We start from the raw sequence: 19,739 nt of genomic DNA, 5'->3' as shown, positions 1-19,739 counted from the left end.
TGATATAATAAGAAGAAGGGCGTGCAATTCACTGTACGCCCTTTCTTATGCCTTCAGGCTTATGATGCCGTTCTCCGCTTTCAGATCTTCATCTTCCAGCAATTCGCGGATGCATTGAGAGATGATTTCTTTATCTGCTTCTATCTGTGAGGCAATATCGGCAGGTGTCAGAGGTTGTTTGCGAAGCAATTCTTTAATTTCTTCTTTTATTTGTTGGGAGGAAAGCTCGGGAGTCTCGGCACGGTGGCTGAGGCAGACATCGCATATTCCACAGTTATGTTCATTCTTCTCTCCGAAATAGCGTAGAAGCATACGGCTGCGACAAACGGTTTCGGTCGTTACATAATCTACCATTGCCTGAATGCGGGCTTCATAACGTTCCTTACGCTCCTCGTATATACTGCGGGAGATTTGCAGATGTTGCCTGTCTACGCGTTCGCGCGTGTATATGATATAAGGTGTCTTTTTATGTGGAATATAGTCGATGACACGCATCTTGGATAGACGTATCAGCAAGTCGTACACCCGTTGTCGCGTTAATCCGCTACGTACCGCAAGTGAATTCTCGTTGATAAAGGTGTAATCCGTGAATACTCCGGTGTAAGAGCGCAGAACGATTTGAATAAGTTTGTCCATGTCCTCTCCCAGTTCGCGTAATTTATACAGTTCATCACGGCGGACGGTGAAGTAAAGACGGGAGGCATTGTCCTGTTCGTCGGTATATTCCAGGTATCCTGCTTGCGTCAGAATCTTCAATGCACTGTCGGCAGGTACAGGGAAGTATTTGAATTTCCGGCAAAAGTCTTCCAGATTGAATTCTCTGACACATCCCAAACCGTCTCCCATTGCCATCTGGTAATAATATTGCAGATGTTCATACACCTGTTTGATATAGTCTTTCTCCGGAAAGGTGTCCGGGATACGTTTATGAAGGGTGACTTTGTCCGATTTGGCATAGAGTATTACGGCATACGCTTTGTTGCCGTCACGTCCTGCACGTCCTGCTTCCTGGAAATAAGCTTCGGGAGAGTCCGGTAAATCGAGGTGGATTACGATACGTACATCGGGTTTGTCGATACCCATGCCGAAAGCATTGGTGGCAACCATTACACGGCTTTCTCCTGTCTGCCAGCGATGCTGACGTATATCCTTGGTGGCATCATCCAGACCGGCATGGTAGAAGTCGGCGGTAATCTCTTCGTTAATTAAAAGTTCGGTGATTTCTTTGGTTCGCCGACGATTGCGTACGTAAATAATGGCACTACCCGGCATACGGCGTAGGATGTGAAGAAGTTCTCCGGTCTTATTTTCTGTTTTGCGGACTATGTAGGCAAGGTTCTTCCGTTCAAAACTCATGCGGAAAACATTTTCCTGCCGGAAGCACAGCCGCGCCTGGATGTCCTTCACGACTTCCGGAGTAGCGGTTGCAGTCAGTGCCAGCACAGGGACACCGGGTAGGAGATCACGTATTTCGGCTATCTTCAGATAGGCAGGACGGAAATCATATCCCCATTGTGAAATGCAATGGCTTTCGTCAACGGTTATCATGCTGACGTTCATTTTCCGTAGCTTGGTGCGGAAGATTTCCGTATCCAACCGTTCGGGCGATATATACAGGAATTTATAATTGCCGAAAATACAGTTTTCCAGCGTGACGATAATCTCTTGCCGGGACATTCCGGAGTAGATGGCAAGTGCTTTGATTCCTCTTTTTTTCAAGTTCTGTACTTGGTCTTTCATCAGAGAAATCAGGGGAGTAATAACTATGCAAAGCCCCTCTTTGGCAAGTGCAGGCACCTGAAATGTGATGGACTTTCCGCCGCCCGTAGGCATCAGCCCCAGGGTGTCTTTGCCTTCGCCAATGCTATTGATGATATCTTCCTGTATGCCCCGGAAGTTATCATATCCCCAGTACTCTTTGAGAAGTTGAGAGTTGAGAATGGAGAGTTGAGAGTTAGGCTGCGCAGTCATAGGGTGTGGTATTATGGGAAGTTGAGAGTTGAAGGTGGAAAGTGAGTAGTCAAACCGTATGGTAACTCTCAACTCTCCATTCTCAACTCTCAACTTCTCCAACTAATTAGGTTGAATATCCTCTATCTGCAACTGTACCTCGCCCCGTTTATGGGTATTCTCTTCAATGGTGTAGCAGATATCAAACGAACGCTTGGTTTTGATGAAACGTACATGCGAACTTTGTCCGAAGGCGATGCCGTTCATTACATTATTCGATTTGTTGTCTACCAGTTCCAGCTTGATATGCTCCTGATCACGCCCCACTACTTTACTGGTACCGTAATCATAGACATTATGTGTACAGAATATCGGTTTCGGATTATCCGGACCATAAGGATTGAATTTCTTCAGGTCATTAAAGAATTTCGGAGAAATATCCCTGAAATCTATCTCTGCATCGATATTTATGACCGCACTTGTCTGTTCCGGTAGGATGTTCTGTGAAACGAATTCCTCGAAGCGTTTGGTAAAGGCGGGAACATTCTCCACTTTCATCGAAAGACCGGCTGCATAGGTATGACCACCGAAATTTTCCAGCAGATCACGGCAATATTCAATCGCCTTATACACGTCAAAACCGGATACGGAACGGGCGGAACCTGTTGCCATATCGTCCGTACGGGTCAGCACTACTGCGGGGCGATAATAAATTTCCGTCAGGCGGGAGGCAACGATACCGATAACACCTTTGTGCCAATCTTCGTTGTATAGCACGATAGAACGGCGTTCGGCAAGTCCTTCCAGATCAGCTACAATCTGGTTGGCTTCCTCGGTCATGGTCTTATCGAGATCTTTCCGGGTTTCATTGTATTGATTGATTTGATTGGCTTTTTCCAAAGCCATGGAGAAATCCTTCTCAGTCAGCAGGTCGACGGCTTCTTTTCCGTTCTGAATACGTCCGGAGGCATTGATGCGCGGGCCTATCTTGAACACGATGTCGCTGACGGTAATATCCTTTTCTGTCAATCCGCATACGTCGATAATCGCTTTCAAACCTACGCTGGGATTACTGTTCAACTGTTTCAATCCGTGGAAAGCAAGTATCCGGTTTTCTCCCATGATGGGAACAATGTCCGAAGCGATACTTACGGCAACCAGGTCGAGCAGTGGAATGAGGTGATGGAACTCGATGCCATTACTGATGGCAAATGCCTGCATGAATTTGAAGCCTACGCCGCAACCGGAAAGGTGCTCGTAAGGATACGTATTATCTAAACGCTTGGCGTTCAGGATAGCGGCGGCAGGTGGAAGTACATCGTCGGGCACATGGTGGTCGCAGATGATAAAGTCAATGCCTTTTTCTTTGGCATAGGTTATCTCCTCTACAGCTTTGATGCCGCAATCCAGTACGATAATCAATCCTACACCGGTTTCTGCGGCATAGTCTACCCCTTTGGTAGATACCCCGTAACCTTCGTTGTAGCGGTCGGGGATGTAATAGTCAATGTTCGAATAGAACTGTTGAATAAACTTGTAGACCAGTGCCACTGCGGTAGTGCCGTCTACATCATAATCACCATAAATCAGAATACGCTCTTTCTTTCCCATTGCCTTATTAAGGCGCTCCACGGCCACATCCATGTCTTTCATCAGGAATGGGTCGTGCAAGTCGGGCAACTGCGGGCGGAAAAACTTCTTGGCATCCTGTGCCTTCGTTATTCCCCGCTGCACCAATAATCCGCCAAGAATCGGGCTAATCCCTAATTCTTGGGCCAACTTTTGGCTTGTCTCTGCCTGTTCGGGTGTAATGGGTTGATAATTCCATTTGTGAGTCATTTTATATATTGTTTTTTCCTTTTTTCAGTCTCGTGGTTGGAAGAGGTTTCGTTTCTCTCGGGAAAAGCCTGTATTTTTCCAACAAGGCGTAAAAGTACGAAAAAGTATGGAAACAGAGGAAGGTTATGCGGAAAAACTTTGCGCAAAACTTTTTCATGCGAGCATGAAAGTTCTACATTCGATTTGTATTATCTTTGTTTCCTAAAAAACTTTGAACGTGATATGTTGACATTCATCTCTTGTGCCAAAACGATGACGGCACGCACATCTGTAGGAGTCCCTGAAATAACTGTTCCGTACTTTCAGGCGGAAGCAGTACAGAATGCCTTGGATATGGGGCAATTTTCAGCTGCTGACCTGGAACGTCTGTTACGTATAAATTCCAAGATTGCCGCTGAGAATTATCTGCGCTATCAGGATTTCTTTTCGGAGGCAAATTCTGCAATGCCCGCTATCTGTGCCTATACCGGTGCGGTGTTCAAACGTATAGTACCGAAAGATTTTTCCGAAGATGATTTTCGTTACGCTCAAGAACACATGCGCATCACTTCCTTTCTGTACGGACTGCTTCGTCCGTTGGACGGGATAAAGCCTTATCGTATGGAAGGAGATATACGCCTGCCCGAAAGGGGAGGGATGACTATGTTTGATTACTGGAAACCTTTGCTGACGGATTATTTTATAGCGGATATCAAACGTCAGGGTGGCATACTCGTTAATCTTGCCAGTGGTGAGATGAGAGATCTGTTCGACTGGAAGCGAGTAGAAGAAGAAGTCCGTGTCATTACTCCCGAATTCCAGGTATGGAAAGGCGGGCAGCTAAAGACAATTGTGATATATGCCAAGATGTGCCGCGGAGAAATGCTACGCTATATTATTAAAAATCGCATTGAAAATCCCGAAGACTTGAAAGCATTTACGTGGGAGGGCTTCGCATACGATGAAGGACGCAGTACGGATGAACATTTGCAATTTACGCTGGTGTGACCAGCGAAGGTAGTTATGATTGCAGAAACTCCATATATTCTTCGTAGCTGATATATCTTCCTCCCATCGATTTCAGATGGGGAGTTTCGAACTGGCAGTCTATCAGTACTCCGCCATGCTCTCCGAAGAATTGTGCCAAGTGGATGAGGGCTAACTTGGATGCACTGGGAACCAGTGAAAACATACTTTCACCGAAAAAGCAGCGCCCCAAGGTGACTCCATAGAGTCCGCCTACTAACTGTTCCCCTTCCCATATTTCCACGCTGGCGGCAAAGCCCTGTTCATGCAGAAGTGTGTAAGCCTCTATCATCTCCGGACCGAGCCAGGCGCCTTCCATATCCATCCTCAGTTCTCCGCACTTACGGATGACTTCATCGAAAGCCTGATTGATAGTGACATCGTACTTCCCTTTGTTTATGAGCGTTCGCATGGAGTGGGAGATATGGATTTCGTCGGGGAAAATGACGAAGCGTTCCAGCGGGCACCACCATTGTATCATTCCCTCCTGAAAAGTGTACCAGGGGAATATCCCGTTGGAGTAAGCCAGGATGAGGCGGTCGGTCGACAGGTCACCGCCTACTGCCAGCAATCCGTCCGGATCGCCGTAGTGCGGATCGGGAAATGTAATTTCGTCAGTTAGTGCAAAGACCATAGTATCACTTTGTTGAAAGTTGTAAGACTAATTGATCTTTGTCTGCCTGTATGCAAGTTTTACCACCGGATTTTAAGGAACCGAATAAGATTTCACGCATCAGGAGTGGTTTCAGATGCGAAGCTATCACACGGTCCATTTCGCGGGCGCCATATTCGGGCAGGAATCCACGTTGCAATAACCAGTTGCGGGCTTCCGGGCTCAGTTCCATCTCTATCTGGCGTGCGGCAAGCTTGCTGCTCAGTTCCCCAAGCTTCTTGTCGAGGATCAGTGAGGCCATTTCCCGACTCATATCGTGGAAAACGACAGTAGCGGACAGACGGTTGATAAACTCCGGCTTGAAGGTCTTCTTGACCTGTTTCAACATGGCTTCCCCGGCTGTAATCTGACTGCTGAATCCGATAGATGCCTGACGGGCAAATTGTGCACCGGCATTTGAAGTCATGATAAGTACAACGTGGCGGCAGTCGGCTTTTCGTCCTTTATTATCCGTAAGAACAGCATAGTCCATTACTTGTAGCAGAATATTGAATACATCGGGATGGGCTTTCTCAATTTCATCAAGCAGCAGTACGCAGTTGGGAGTTTTGCGAATGGCATCGGTTAATAAACCACCGTCTTCATAGCCTACATATCCGGCGGGTGAACCGATTAATTTGGCTACGGTATGCTTTTCGGTATATTCGCTCATATCGAAACGTTGCAGGGAAATACCCAGTTCGGAGGCCAGCACTTTGGCTACTTCGGTTTTACCTACTCCGGTAGGACCGACGAAGAGCAGGCTTGCCAGCGGTTTGTTTTCATCCAGCAGTCCGGCTTTGGACATTTGTACGGCTTCCACCACTTGGCGCACTGCCTCTTCCTGGCCGTAAATTTTGGCACTGATACGTGCATGCAAAGTTTCCAGTGAGGTGGTATCTTCTTCTTTCATGGCGAGTGCATCTACTTTGCAGATACGGGCGAGTACATCGGTTATCAATGTCTTGTCTACAATTTGCTCTCCGGAAGGTATAGGGTGAATTTCGCGGTAAGCTCCTGCTTCATCCACCAGGTCGATAGCCTTGTCGGGCAGAAAGCGGTCGCTGATGTAGCGGACACTCGCTTTGACGGCGTAAGGGATTACATCAGGATGATAGGTTACTCCATGAAATTTTTCATATTTTTCTTTTAGTCCTTCTACAATATGGATGGTTTCCTCAATGCTTGGTTCAAGTATATCTATTTGTTGGAAGCGACGCACCAATCCCTTGCTGCGGGCAAAGTAACGGTTGTATTCCTCGTAAGTGGTAGAGCCGATGAAACGGATGTCTCCGCTTTCCAGATAAGGTTTCAGCATGTTGGATGCATCCATGGAACCGTCTCCTGTACGTCCGGCACCTATCAGATTGTGTATCTCGTCGATATAGATGATGGCACGTCCTTCATTACGGACACCTTCCATAATGGTTTTCAGGCGTTTTTCAAAGTCACCCCGGTATTGCGTACCTGCCAGTAGAGTACCTAAATCCAGTTCGTAGATACGGCAGTCGAGGAGTCGTTCGGGGACCTCACGTGCTTCGATGCGGGCAGCGAGTCCGTAAGCGAGGGAGGTTTTGCCAACGCCCGGTTCGCCTACATGCAACGGATTGTTTTTCTCTTTGCGACAGAGTACCTGGATGGTTCGTTCCAGTTCAGCTTCCCGTCCGATGAGTGGATTGTGGTCTTGCAGACAGTCATTCAGACAAGTTACAAAGTTTCGCCAGGGTTCGCTTTTTTCCTGTGGAGAGGTTTGCAGATCGTCTTCTTCCTCCACTTCTTCATATCGGGAGATGAGTTGGCTGATAAATTCGGGTAGTTCTTCTTCAAGAGCTTCTTTCAGAATATGGCATGCCCAGGAGTCTTTGAGCTGAAGCATGCTTTGCACTAAATGGGGGACGTTCAATGCTTCAGCACTTGAATAGTCTATCATCAGATAGGCATGTTGTATCAACTCGTTGAGCTGGGTTGAAACTTCCAGTTCATAATCCATGTCTGCGGGAACGCTTTCCAGTTCTTCCGTGAAATAATTCTCTAAAGAGAAAGCAAGTTCCTGGGCATCACAGAAACACATATTTAAAGCATTGGCAAAGGGACTCTGTTCCAGAAATGCACTCAGCAAATGCTCAGGTGTGATAAATTCATGGCGATAAGATATTGCCTTTTTTTGTGCATAGGTGAATGCGCTGTTCACATGCACTGTATTTTGTATATCCATAATCTTCTCCTAATTCTTATTCTTCTTCCGGCACAACGGTGAGCCGGAGTGGAAAATTCTCTTCGCGTGCCATACGGGTGGCTTTCTGTACTTTCGATTGTGCAATGTCGTATGTATAGATGCCTACCACTGCTGATTGACTCTTGTGTACCTGTAGCATCAGCGTTTCTGCTTCTGCTGCCGATTTAAAGAATATGGTAGTAAGTATCTTGACGACAAACTCCATCGTGGTGAAGTCATCGTTATAGATGATCACCTTGAAGTGCTGCGGTTCGCGTAGATCTGTACGTTCCTTTTCTTTGAAAGATGATTGTTGCTGTTCCATAATGGGGGCAAATTTATAAAAAAAGAGGCAGATTAAGGCTGTAACGAGTATTAAACTTACTGTAGCAATATGTCGATTATTGCCTGTGTATTCATATCTGTATAGAACTAAATTAAATATTACTGATGAGATTTTATAGTTTGTTGATAATCAATTGATAACATTTACCTGTTGTTTGCTTCAAGATGTAAAAGCATTTACTGCCGCATGTAACGGTCTTTACCCCTTATTGTAACGCCATTTACCTCGGTATGTAACGACCTTTACCTCGGTGTGTAAATGGAGTTACCGTGTGGGGTTAACTCTATGGTTATACAAAGTGAATGATTTAATGACTCTTTAATCAAAAGTGTCTCACTTGATGATTTTTTTGTTTTGATATTTGATTTACGATTTTTGCATATATTAAAAATGGTATTTGCATGATTCCTATTGCCCAGATAATGAAGCAAACGGTAGTAAATGCGAATACTATTTGCTGGATTATATGAATATCGAAAGTCTGAATTCTAAGAAAACCGGAAAGGGGAATTAGAATGATTGGAAGCACGAAGCATAGCATACTCCATTTCCAACAGAAACTGAACAATTTTCTATGGATTTCATAATTTCTTCCAAGATCCGTCCATGCGGCTGCAATGGCAATTGTACCAAAAATGTTAGTCAGATAAAGGCCGATTCCTGCACATTCAAGATAATTTCCACAGTCTGCTACTCTTGCCCAAAAGAGATAGCTGAAACATGTTGGAAGCAGACATGAGTAACATGTAAAAAGGGGAATCTTTTTTATGAGTTGAATAAATATGTTGATGAAGATAAAGAAGAGAATAACATAGAGCACTATTCGGTAATAGTCGAAAATTGAACCTGCCGGTGGGAATGTGTTAGTCATTATTCCTGTATCACTCACTGTTTGTACAGGCATATTGATAAGACTGAATTCTCCTCTTAAAGACTCTTGTGGTGATGTGATGTTTAGCCAAGGCAGTAGGCAACTGATAAATAAAATGGCAGAACAACCGGCTTGCAGCAGTGTGGAAAAGGAAAGTTTTTGTTTTTTCATAATATTAGTCGCTTTTATGTCATATGCAGTATGCGTACAACAAAACTATACAATATATTTGTGTTATCCAAATTAATGATTTGTATGGGATTGACTAATAGTGTTTTATTAGAAAACAGGAGTTTGTCGCTATGTATAAGAAATCCCCTTCACATGCAGTCCTTATGTATAAAGGAATGGTGCAGTAGAAGGGGACTTCTTGTATTCTATTTTTTTTATTTTTTCTTTCTTAAATCCCTTCCTTCGTATTTACAGATTGCCCGAATCCATTCTTCCTCCAGAGGTTTAGATTCATGCTTCTCAAGATTGAAAGCTACCATAATGGAGGTGCATATGCACTTGACCTCCTGTGTTTCCGTATCAATCACCCGCTGTGCGAGATGAAAACTTTTGGTGCCGATTTCAGTAACGGCTGTTTGTACAGCGATATGATCCGAGCCATAAATCTGTGCAAGAAAGTTCGCTTCTATATGTACGACGACAATGCCGTCTTTCTCCCAATCGACGTCCGGGCATACGGAAGCAAAGTACTCGGTTTTTCCCAAATCATAGAAAGAGAAATAAACCGTATTATTCACGTGGCCGAACTTATCGACATCATTAAATCGTAGTTGTATGGGCAGGGTGTGGTTAAATTGAATTTCTTCCATTGTTTTCTCTTAAACTTTTCTATTAATCCGTGCAAAAATAGTACTTTTGCGTGTTAATCACTGTATTTATACACCAAGAAATGATAGAAGATATTAAAAAAGCCTGTCAAGTGATGAACGAAGGCGGAGTCATTCTGTACCCCACCGACACCATTTGGGGCATAGGTTGTGACGCTACCAACGAAGAAGCTGTGCGGCGAGTGTATCAGATAAAGCAGCGTTCGGACAGTAAAGCGATGCTTGTGTTGGTCGATTCTCCTGTAAAGGTGGACTTCTATGTGCAGGATGTGCCGGAAGTAGCCTGGGATTTGATTGAGGTGGCAGACAAACCGCTGACAATCATTTATTCCGGTGCACGAAACCTGGCATCCAACCTGATTGCCGAAGATGGCAGTGTAGGTATCCGGGTGACGAATGAAGAATTCTCAAAACGTCTCTGTCAACAGTTTCGTAAGGCGATTGTTTCTACGTCAGCTAATATCAGCGGGCAACCTTCACCGGCAAATTATAGTGAGATCACAGAAGAACTTAAGTCCATGGTCGACTACGTGGTAGGCTATCGACAAGAAGAAATAGGACATCCGAAACCATCCAGCATTATAAAACTGGATAAAGGTGGAGTTATAAAAATTATTCGGGAATAAGATAACGGGCTATAAGCTATTGTTGGTCTTATCTCTATAAGTTCACTTATGCTCTGAGCTTGTCGAAGAATTTTCTCTCTTATTAAATAGATATGAGAGTAAATTCTTTATTTCGTTTAGAATGGTAAATATAGGTATATGGAAAAAGAGAAGAGAAGTTTGTTTCAGCGTTTCCTTTTATGGCGTGAAAAGAATATAAAGGAAAAACAGTTTATCCTGATACTCAGTTTTCTGGTAGGTATTTTTACGGCTGTTACAGCTTTGATACTGAAGATGTTGATACACTGGATACAAAATTTCCTGACGAATAATTTCAATACAACGGAGGCCAACTACCTTTATTTGGTTTATCCGGTAGTGGGAATTTTTCTGGCAGGCTTGTTTGTACGTTATGTCGTGAAGGATGACATCAGTCATGGAGTTACAAAAATCCTTTATGCCATTTCCCGTCGGCAAGGGCGGATTAAGCGACACAATACATGGTCGTCTGTGATTGCCAGTTCCATAACCATTGGTTTTGGTGGTTCGGTAGGAGCGGAGGCACCTATTGTACTGACAGGTTCTGCTATTGGTTCCAATCTGGGAAGTGTCTTCAAAATGGAGCACCGTACTTTGATGCTTTTGGTGGGTTGTGGTGCTGCCGGTGCCATTGCAGGTATTTTCAAGGCGCCTATTGCAGGATTAGTGTTTACGCTGGAAGTGCTTATGATAGACCTGACTATGACCTCTCTGCTTCCGTTGCTGATTTCTGCGGTGACAGCTGCAACGGTTTCTTATATCACTACCGGAACGGAAGCAATGTTTAAGTTCCATCTAGATCAGGCATTCGAGATGGAGCGCATTCCTTACGTTATTATGCTGGGTATTTTCTGCGGACTGGTTTCACTCTACTTTACCCGTGCCATGAATTCTGTAGAAGGTGTTTTCGGCAAACTGAAAGGCCCTTACCAGAAACTGGCTTTAGGTGGTATTATGCTGAGTATCCTGATATTTCTTTTTCCGCCGCTCTATGGTGAAGGTTACGACACCATTGAATTATTGCTGAACGGTACTTCCAATGCGGATTGGGACACAGTCATGAACAACTCATTCTTTTATGGACACGGTAATTTGCTACTGCTTTATCTGATGCTGATTATCTTGTTTAAGGTGTTTGCGTCTAGTGCCACAAACGGTGGTGGAGGTTGCGGTGGTATTTTTGCACCTTCTTTGTATCTGGGTTGTATTGCAGGCTTCGTCTTCGCCTTTTTCAGCAATAAGTTTGATTTCTCGTACTATTTACCCGAAAAGAATTTTGCCTTGATGGGTATGGCAGGGGTGATGAGTGGTGTCATGCATGCCCCGCTGACCGGAGTCTTCCTGATAGCCGAGCTGACGGGAGGATATGATCTTTTCCTGCCGCTGATGATTGTAGCTGCCAGTTCATATCTGACGATTATAGTTTTCGAACCTCATAGTATTTATTCCATGCGTTTGGCCAAAAAGGGAGAATTGCTAACCCATCATAAGGATAAAGCGGTACTTACCCTGATGAAAGTAGAGAATGTCGTGGAGAAAGATTTTGTTGTGGTTCATCCTGAAATGGATTTGGGTGAGTTGGTGAAGGCTATTTCGGCTTCACGGCGTAATATATTCCCTGTAACGGATAAGAGTGGGATACTAATTGGAATTGTCACCTTAGACGATATCCGGAATATCATGTTCAGACAGGAACTATATCATCGTTTCACAGTAGGGAAACTGATGACGGCTATCCCCGCACGTCTGTATGATACGGATAGCATGGAGCAGGTGATGCGTACGTTTGATGATACGAAAGCATGGAACCTTCCTGTAGTAGATGAAGAAGGACATTATTTGGGATTTGTCTCCAAGTCTAAGATATTCAACTCATACCGTCAGGTATTGGTACATTTCTCTGAAGATTAAAAAGTTTTTATATGATGAAGAAAGAAGATTTACGGATTGTTTACATGGGTACTCCGGATTTTGCAGTGGAGTCCTTGCGTTGTTTGGTAGAAGGTGGATATAATGTAGTAGGAGTCATCACCATGCCTGATAAACCGGCGGGTAGGGGACATAAACTTCAGTTCTCTCCTGTGAAGCAATATGCACTGGAACAGAATCTTCCTTTATTGCAGCCGGAAAAACTGAAAGATGAGGCTTTTGTCGAAGCTCTGCGTGAGTGGAAAGCCGATTTGCAGATAGTGGTTGCTTTCCGTATGTTGCCCGAGGTGGTATGGAATATGCCACGTTTGGGAACTTTCAATCTTCATGCTTCTCTTTTGCCCCAATATCGGGGAGCCGCTCCCATTAATTGGGCAGTTATCAATGGTGATACAGAAACGGGGATCACGACTTTTTTCCTGCGTCATGAGATTGATACAGGCGAAGTGATTCAGCAAGTGCGTATTCCTATCGCAGATACAGATGATGTAGGCATTGTGCACGATAAACTGATGATGCTTGGTGGAAAACTGGTAACTGAAACGGTAGATGCAATCCTGAATGATGCAGTGAAACCTATTCCACAGGAAGAAATGGCGGTTGTAGGTGAGTTGCGTCCGGCACCGAAGATATTTAAAGATACATGTCGCATCGATTGGAATCAACCTATCAAACGTATTTATGATTTTATCCGTGGTTTGTCTCCTTATCCGGCAGCCTGGTCAGAATTGGTTCAACCCGATGGAGAAGCGGTAGTTATGAAGATATTTGAGACGAAAAAGATATTTAAGTCCCATGAGTTAGTTCCCGGTACTTTGCTGACAGATGGCAAAACTTATATCCATGTGGCTGCGACAGATGGTTTTATCGATATACATGCCTTGCAGCTTCCAGGCAAGAAACGCCTGAAGACAGATGAACTTCTGCGTGGCTTCCGGTTGACCGAAGAATTCAGAATGAAATAGTTACGGGCTACAAGCTACAGGCTACAAGTAACAAGCTACGAGCTACAAGTGTTATGCAGAGTGATAGCGCAACAACTTGTAGCTCGTAGCTTGTAGCTTGTCACTTAATAATTGCTTATATTTTTGTTCCTTTCCCAAAAATTTCCTTTCTTTGCGTATTATTAACTACTAAACATTGAATGCCTATCGGAATACATTACGCTGAAATCTAAAAACACACGTAATGAAAAAGCAAACAAATGCTGCTGACGAAACGTTGGTAGCCCTTTATGCACAAGGTAATAACGAGGCATTCGATATCCTGTTGAACCGTTATAAGGACCGTCTTTATGCGTATATCTATTACACGGTACGTAATGAAGAACTGGCGGAAGATATATTCCAGGAAACTTTCACAAAAGCTATTGTCACTATTCAGCAAGGGCGTTACAATGAAAATGGCAAATTTCCTGCTTGGTTGACCCGTATTGCCCATAATCTTATTATCGACTGTTTTCGTCAGGAAAAACAGGAGAATCTGGTATCCTGTGATGAGGAAGAACGGAATTTACTAAATAATATCCGTTTATCCGAAGGGACGGTTGAATCTGAAATCGTAAACCATCAGATCCTCTCAGATGTGCGTCGTCTGATAAAACACTTGCCGGACGAACAACGTGAAGTTGTACATATGCGTTTTTATCAAGACCTCAGTTTCAAGGAGATAGCCGAGATGACTGGAGTCAGTATCAATACTTCTTTGGGGCGGATGCGTTATGCTATTTTAAACCTGAGACGGATGGCGGAGAAGCATGGAATCGTGTTGACGATAGACTAAAATATACATACTTTAATGAATTTTTCTTTTTTCCGGGTGCAGTATTTATGACATGTGCCCGTTTAACCTAATGTACGTACAACCTTAATTATGTGAATTATTAATTTTATTATTTACTAGACTAAACTTATTAAAGTAATGAAAAAAGTACATTGTTTAAAGCGTTTCGTGTTTCTTGTAATGACCCTTGGTTTGATAACTACTTTCACATCTTGCGATGATGACAATGAACCTAAACCTAACGATCCCGTATTGACAGATGTAGTAGGTGATTATACCGGTAAACTGCAAGTAGTGGCTCCGGTACCGACTGCAGAAGAAGGTGAAGAAGCTCCCGAAGGTACGGATGTAACCGCAGAAGTAACCAATGAGAATGTATCATTCGAAAAGTTCCCGGTAGAAGATTTGATTAAGGCCATTGTGCCTGAAGAAGCTGCTCCCGGAATCATCGAGGCTGTGGGTGACGTGAATTATAAAGTAAAGTACACCCCTGCTTTCAATGATGACAAGACAGCTATTAGCATGACATTTGCTCCCGAACCGTTGATTATCGAATTCAACCTTCCGACTGTAGAACCTACTAAAGGTGAGGGCGAAGGTGAAGGAGAAACTCCGGACATGAAAGTAGAAGTGACAATTGCAGCACCCGAAGCAGGTAGCTTTATTTATGCCGGCAGCAAATTGGCTTTCAAACTTCAGGTAACTGGTGTGAAAGTGAATGGTGAACCTATTGAACTTCCTGCAGCAACTTTCTCATTCGGCTTAGCCAAAGCAAAATAAATCTCCTCATTACAATCAAGCTTATAGCCCAAGCGCAGTGCTTTAGTATTGCCTTGGGCTAAATTATATATTTTCTTTACGTTTTTTACAGCTTATTGTATACTATTTCTCTCTTTCTCCCGTTCTATAACATACAGAGTTACTCCTGCATTTTTTATAGCAGTTTGTAATTTTGATTATAACTAATTCAATAAGCCTATGGATAAAAAAACTACTCCTTCTTTTTCTTCTTCATCCGTAAAACCGCGTACATCCGATGATACAATATCCGGTGAACGTCCGCAACCTTCCGAGAAAACTTTAGATTTTCTTCGTAGCCTGGCCCGTAATTACCGGGCTGTATCTCAGCTTCCGCAAGGCTTGCAGGGGATAATATTAGGATGAATGAAATCTTTTGTCTACATTTGTACGTTATATCTATATATAATCTGTAAAATGTAGTGTATTATGAAACCAATCATAGCTCCTTCAATCCTGTCCGCAGATTTCGCTTATCTGGCAAAGGACCTGGAAATGCTGAACCGCAGTGAAGCCGACTGGGTACATATTGATGTTATGGACGGTGTGTTCGTTCCCAATATATCTTTCGGCTTTCCCGTATTGAAGTACGTGGCAAAGATTTCAAAGAAGCCTTTGGATGTACATCTGATGATAGTACAACCCGAGAAATTCATTCATGAAGTGAAAGCGTTGGGGGCACACACCATGAACGTGCATTTCGAAGCATGTCCGCACCTGCACCGGGTAGTGCAACAAATACGTGAAGCTGGTATGCAACCAGCTGTCACGCTGAATCCTGCTACTCCTGTAGCTATGCTGAAAGATATTATCCAGGATGTATATATGGTGCTGCTGATGAGTGTAAATCCCGGCTTTGGCGGACAGCAATTCATAGAACATACCATTGAGAAAGTACGTGAATTGCGTGCTCTGATAGATAGTACCGGTTCAAAAGCGCTGATCGAGGTGGATGGCGGTGTGAACCTGGAAACAGGTGCCCGTCTGGTGGCTGCCGGTGCTGATGCACTGGTTGCAGGAAATGCGGTCTTTGCCGCTCCTGATCCCGAAGGGATGATACATTCGTTAAAAGAACTCTAACTTTACATTCAGTTGATAAACAACACCCTGCAGCGGCATCCTTTCTTACGACTTTTGATGCCGTTGACAGGTGGTATTATATGCGGAGATGCATACTTCTTCCATCAGCGTGCAGAGCTTTCCTTAAATATTCCCGAAGAGACATCTTATTTGTTTTCCACGTTTTCTCCTGTATGGATTTGTTTGACAGGTTTCCTTTTACTCCTTCTCGCTTATTTTCTTTCCGGTAAATATCGAATTCATTGGTTGTATGGTCTTTCTGTATTTCTTTGTTGCTTTGGTTTGGGTGCCGGCATATCAGGGGAACATTTACATCGTATGGATTTTCCTTTTTCAGGTGATGCAGCAGTCTACCAGGCAGTTATCAGTGAACAGCCGGAAGTGAAGGAAAAAAGTCTTTTATGTCGGGTTCAGTTAGAAGGGAGAGTGGAAAAAGGAGCTGTGCAGAGAAGTGATCATGAGCATACTTTCTTGTTCTATTTCCCGAAGGATTCTACTACTGCTTCATTGAGCCGGGGAGATAGATTGTGGGTGCACACCCGACTTACTCCCCCGGTTAATAATGGCAATCCTGATGAATTCGATTATATACGTTATCTTGTCCGTAAAGATGGTACTGGTACGGCTTATATCCCTGCCGGACATTGGCGGATAGTGGGACATGATGCTTCTCGTACTCTCCGTCAGATAGCTTCGGATTATCAGAAAAAAGTGGTGGGACTCTATCATCATTTAGGTTTTCAGGGAGATAATCTGGCTGTACTTTCCGCCCTCACTGTTGGAGACAAAGAAAACCTGAGTGAAGACATCCGGGAGACTTATTCAATAACAGGTGCCAGTCATGTGCTGGCTCTTTCGGGGCTCCATATCGGTTTTTTGTATGCTTTACTCTTTTTTCTTTTGTCTCTTATATGGAAGCGTTGGAGTTACTTTAAGTCTTTCGGCCTTTTTCTGATTATTCTTTTTTTATGGGGATTTGCCTTCCTAACGGGACTGTCTTCTTCTGTGGTACGTTCTGTTATCATGTTTTCTTTGTTAGCGATATCCAGTCTGCAGCCGGAGAAACCGTTAACACTGAATACTCTGGCTGCTACTGCTTTTCTGATGCTGCTTTATAATCCGCTTTGGTTGTTTGATGTCGGTTTTCAATTATCTTTTGTTGCAGTAGCTTCTATCTTACTCATTCAACCCAAACTTTATAATTTACTTTCCGTACGACATCGTATTCCTCGTTACATTTGGGGCCTGCTGACAGTTTCTATTGCTGCGCAAATTGGTACGGCTCCTTTGGTTATTCTTTATTTCTCCCGTTTCTCAACTCATTTTCTGCTAACGAACTTGTGGGTAATTCCTATGGTAACGTTGATTTTATATTCTGCTGTTTTTATGCTTATTCTTACTCCTTTCCCTTTTCTACAGCAAGGATTTGCATCTGTTGTCAATATATTACTAAGTAGCCAGAATAATGTTCTACGCCGTATAGAACAATTTCCCGTGTCTTCCATTGATGGACTCTGGACGGAATGTTGGGAAATAATGCTGTTTTATATTTTTCTTTTGTCTCTGTTCAGGAGTTTTTCTGTTCGTACCTCCCGTAGTATCTATTTTTCTTTGTGTTGTTTGCTTCTTCTTACTACTTATCATGCAATTTTGGTTAGTTTGTCTGTACCTCAGTGCAGTATTGCCTTTTATAATGTGCGTAACTGTCCTGCTGTTCATTGCCTTGCCGCTAACGGGAAGTCCTGGTTGGCCTGTGCCGATAGCTTACCGGATGTGTCCCGTTTGTATCGTGCGCTTTCTCCGAATTGGAATCATCAGCGTCTTTCCGCTCCCGAAGTATTAACCGGTGATTACGCTACCTCCGGTTTTGCTTTCCATAACCATATTGTTTCTTATGGCGGCAAGCGGATTTGCTTGCTTCACGATGCCCGCTGGCGGAATAAAATTTCGAGCCATCCTTTATCTATTGATTATCTATATATTTCTAAAGGCTATAAAGGGCGCATCAAGGAATTAACTACCTTGTTTCGTATCAGGGCTGTTATTCTGGATACTTCCCTTTCTGATTATCGTGGTGACATCCTCAAAGAGGATTGCTTCCGTTTGGCTATTCCTTGTGTCTCTTTGAAAGAGAGGGGAGCACTTTGTATTCGTTTGTAGAGAGTCTGAGTCATTTTTTCGTATTCCAATAGAATAAAGACGACTGAGCGATGAATAATCTCTTTCTGATACCTCAACTATTGAGATTGATACGCGTACACTATTAGCCACACTATAACCGTCGGCACTACGAAAACTGAGATATGCTACCAGTTCATCGTCCTGCCAATTGGTCGGAAGTGCCAGTTGGGTACTTTGGTCTTGGCGAAGACCGGCTTCAGTGTCATATACAGCCTCTTCTTTATCTTTGTTGTACACCAGTACCATGGCTATGTCTGTGCCCTCTGCATTCCCCATGCCACTGTTATCTTTCCAATTGAAAATCATTTTATTGTCAGATACAGTAGCTTTACTCTCAAATACAGGCATCAGGCTTCCCGTGGATATCAGTACCCGGTTAAAGTCAATAATGATTTCATTCCCATCGCCTACTACTGCTCTCTTCAGCATATAAGACATGGCAGCATTAAATGCTGATTTCTTTTCCGCAAACTCTTTGAAACCGATACGTATAAATGGTTTGATTAGTTTTAGAAAGCTGAATGCTGTTGCAAATTTACCCCGCTGTTCCTGTTGTTTCTTTGTACGTGGATTGCTGACTTTGGCAGCATGTGCACGTATATAATATTTTGACTTCCAGTGGCATCCTACTATTGGCCCCACTTTGCCGGAAAAGCCTCCCAAAATGCCTTGATTGATGATTCCCATGCTATCGTGTTTTTTAATTCTTTATTTTCATAATGTCGTAAAGGTATAGAAAAACTTTCTCTTTCACCTAACGATTTTAGCGTTTATCTTCATATTTGTGATTTTTGCGTCCGTTTGCAGTCATTTGCTTAGATGTGCTGAATTTGTCGGAAAGATTATTCTTCCGATAGGTTGCATAGCCCTCTTCTTATCTGAAATACACTTGCTCCGTATCAACTCCGTGTTTTCTCCGTGTAGAGGTACCTCTGAGTGGAGTTGGTACGGAGCAAGTATGTCCCGGGTATTGTTCAAGTGGGGAGCAGACTTCCTTTTAGGAATCGATGAATCATTAACTTGCTACAAAATTTCATTCACATTTCTCATCCGAAAGTAGAAGTTGTAAGAAAATAAATGATATTTTTACAGGCATTATTACGACAAAAGAATTTATGAATACTGAGAATACTACATTTATTGGCAGCCGTTGGTTTTATGCCATCTGTTTTATCGGACTGTTTATTGTTGAAACGCTAATAGCTCTTTTTGTTCGCGATGCATTTATACGTCCCTATATGGGTGACGTGTTGGTAGTGATACTGATATACTGCTTTGTGCGTATATTTATCACTGAACCTTTGCGCGGACTACCATTGTGGATATTCCTGTTTGCTTGTTGCATTGAAGTGTTGCAGTACCTTCAACTTATTACTGTACTGGGATTACAAGATTGTACATTGGCAAAAGTAGTATTGGGTACGTCATTCTCATGGTGGGACATTGTTTGTTATGCAGTGGGGTGTGTGCCTCTATTCTTTATAAAGAAGTAGTGGCCATTCCTTTTGAATCCCTCTTTTAATTGGACTTTTTAGTTCTTTAACGATAAAATTTAGTTTTGAAACTAAAAATATTAGTTTATTTGCGGAGATGTTATAAATGTTGAAT

The 19,739-nt window shown here is 43.2% G+C and carries 17 protein-coding genes and 1 pseudogene; 10 read left to right on the top strand and 8 right to left on the bottom strand.

The features are described 5' to 3' along the window. Positions 1 to 45: 45 nt before the first annotated feature. Both DWW10_RS08580 and recJ read right to left on the bottom strand, forming a co-directional pair. Positions 46 to 1,971 (bottom strand): RecQ family ATP-dependent DNA helicase, encoded by a 1,926-nt coding sequence (locus DWW10_RS08580; RefSeq protein ID WP_022394204.1) that lies wholly within the window; start codon positions 1,969 to 1,971, stop codon positions 46 to 48. A 102-nt stretch (positions 1,972 to 2,073) separates the two neighbouring features. After that, positions 2,074 to 3,789, bottom strand: a complete 1,716-nt coding sequence (gene recJ, locus DWW10_RS08575; RefSeq protein WP_007210108.1) for a single-stranded-DNA-specific exonuclease RecJ — start codon at positions 3,787 to 3,789, stop codon at positions 2,074 to 2,076. Positions 3,790 to 4,011: 222 nt separating this feature from the next. Between recJ and yaaA the strand changes: the two genes are divergently transcribed. Next, positions 4,012 to 4,776 (top strand): peroxide stress protein YaaA, encoded by a 765-nt coding sequence (gene yaaA / locus DWW10_RS08570; RefSeq protein ID WP_022394203.1) that lies wholly within the window; start codon positions 4,012 to 4,014, stop codon positions 4,774 to 4,776. A 13-nt stretch (positions 4,777 to 4,789) separates the two neighbouring features. Here the strand turns inward: yaaA and aat are convergent, their stop codons facing one another. The 5 genes from aat to DWW10_RS08545 all read right to left on the bottom strand — a co-directional run bounded on the left by aat (position 4,790) and on the right by DWW10_RS08545 (position 9,699). Beyond that, positions 4,790 to 5,428 carry a leucyl/phenylalanyl-tRNA--protein transferase gene (gene aat / locus DWW10_RS08565; RefSeq protein ID WP_007210110.1) on the bottom strand — a complete coding sequence of 213 codons (639 nt, stop codon included), beginning with the start codon at positions 5,426 to 5,428 and terminating at the stop codon, positions 4,790 to 4,792. Between the two features lie 4 nt (positions 5,429 to 5,432). Further along, the gene (locus tag DWW10_RS08560) at positions 5,433 to 7,661 is read right to left on the bottom strand and encodes an AAA family ATPase (protein WP_022394202.1); all 2,229 of its coding nucleotides are present in this window, start codon (positions 7,659 to 7,661) and stop codon (positions 5,433 to 5,435) included. 16 nt (positions 7,662 to 7,677) lie between these two features. Further along, positions 7,678 to 7,986, bottom strand: a complete 309-nt coding sequence (locus tag DWW10_RS08555; RefSeq protein ID WP_022394201.1) for an ATP-dependent Clp protease adaptor ClpS — start codon at positions 7,984 to 7,986, stop codon at positions 7,678 to 7,680. Positions 7,987 to 8,329: 343 nt separating this feature from the next. Beyond that, a complete protein-coding gene (locus DWW10_RS08550) occupies positions 8,330 to 9,049 on the bottom strand; it encodes a hypothetical protein (protein WP_022394200.1) in 720 nt (239 codons plus the stop codon). A gap of 215 nt (positions 9,050 to 9,264) precedes the next feature. Then, positions 9,265 to 9,699 (bottom strand): acyl-CoA thioesterase, encoded by a 435-nt coding sequence (locus DWW10_RS08545; protein WP_022394199.1) that lies wholly within the window; start codon positions 9,697 to 9,699, stop codon positions 9,265 to 9,267. An 80-nt stretch (positions 9,700 to 9,779) separates the two neighbouring features. Here DWW10_RS08545 and DWW10_RS08540 point away from each other — a divergent pair, with 80 nt between their 5' ends. The 8 genes from DWW10_RS08540 (at position 9,780) to DWW10_RS08505 (ending at position 18,110) form a co-directional block, all read left to right on the top strand. Then, positions 9,780 to 10,343: an L-threonylcarbamoyladenylate synthase gene (locus DWW10_RS08540; protein WP_118421274.1), complete on the top strand. Its 564-nt coding sequence runs from the start codon at positions 9,780 to 9,782 to the stop codon at positions 10,341 to 10,343. 138 nt (positions 10,344 to 10,481) lie between these two features. After that, positions 10,482 to 12,272: a chloride channel protein gene (locus DWW10_RS08535; protein WP_022394197.1), complete on the top strand. Its 1,791-nt coding sequence runs from the start codon at positions 10,482 to 10,484 to the stop codon at positions 12,270 to 12,272. 11 nt (positions 12,273 to 12,283) lie between these two features. Continuing rightward, positions 12,284 to 13,255, top strand: a complete 972-nt coding sequence (fmt, locus tag DWW10_RS08530) for a methionyl-tRNA formyltransferase (RefSeq protein ID WP_118421191.1) — start codon at positions 12,284 to 12,286, stop codon at positions 13,253 to 13,255. 223 nt (positions 13,256 to 13,478) lie between these two features. Beyond that, entirely contained in the window at positions 13,479 to 14,072 is a 594-nt protein-coding gene (locus tag DWW10_RS08525) for an RNA polymerase sigma factor (RefSeq protein ID WP_022394195.1), read from the top strand. 138 nt (positions 14,073 to 14,210) lie between these two features. Beyond that, positions 14,211 to 14,852 (top strand): DUF4840 domain-containing protein, encoded by a 642-nt coding sequence (locus tag DWW10_RS08520; protein WP_022394194.1) that lies wholly within the window; start codon positions 14,211 to 14,213, stop codon positions 14,850 to 14,852. Between the two features lie 198 nt (positions 14,853 to 15,050). Beyond that, on the top strand, positions 15,051 to 15,236 hold the full coding sequence (locus tag DWW10_RS08515; RefSeq protein ID WP_022394193.1) for a hypothetical protein: 186 nt from the start codon (positions 15,051 to 15,053) through the stop codon (positions 15,234 to 15,236). 63 nt (positions 15,237 to 15,299) lie between these two features. Next, complete coding sequence (gene rpe, locus DWW10_RS08510; RefSeq protein WP_007659779.1) at positions 15,300 to 15,950, top strand: ribulose-phosphate 3-epimerase; 651 nt, start codon at positions 15,300 to 15,302, stop codon at positions 15,948 to 15,950. Between the two features lie 57 nt (positions 15,951 to 16,007). Beyond that, entirely contained in the window at positions 16,008 to 18,110 is a 2,103-nt protein-coding gene (locus tag DWW10_RS08505; RefSeq protein ID WP_118421275.1) for a ComEC/Rec2 family competence protein, read from the top strand. A 63-nt stretch (positions 18,111 to 18,173) separates the two neighbouring features. Here DWW10_RS08505 and DWW10_RS08500 read toward each other — a convergent pair. Continuing rightward, positions 18,174 to 18,818 (bottom strand): annotated as a pseudogene (locus tag DWW10_RS08500) (DUF6266 family protein); the annotation flags it as partial. 428 nt (positions 18,819 to 19,246) lie between these two features. Here DWW10_RS08500 and DWW10_RS08490 point away from each other — a divergent pair. After that, positions 19,247 to 19,624: a ribosomal maturation YjgA family protein gene (locus tag DWW10_RS08490; protein ID WP_022394190.1), complete on the top strand. Its 378-nt coding sequence runs from the start codon at positions 19,247 to 19,249 to the stop codon at positions 19,622 to 19,624. The last annotated feature ends 115 nt before the right edge of the window (positions 19,625 to 19,739 follow it).

Origin of the sequence: Bacteroides intestinalis (assembly GCF_003464595.1) — a bacterium.
Lineage (GTDB): Bacteria > Bacteroidota > Bacteroidia > Bacteroidales > Bacteroidaceae > Bacteroides > Bacteroides intestinalis_A.
The sequence above is the reverse complement of the archived record's forward strand: the minus strand, read 5'-3'. Positions and strand labels throughout refer to the sequence as shown.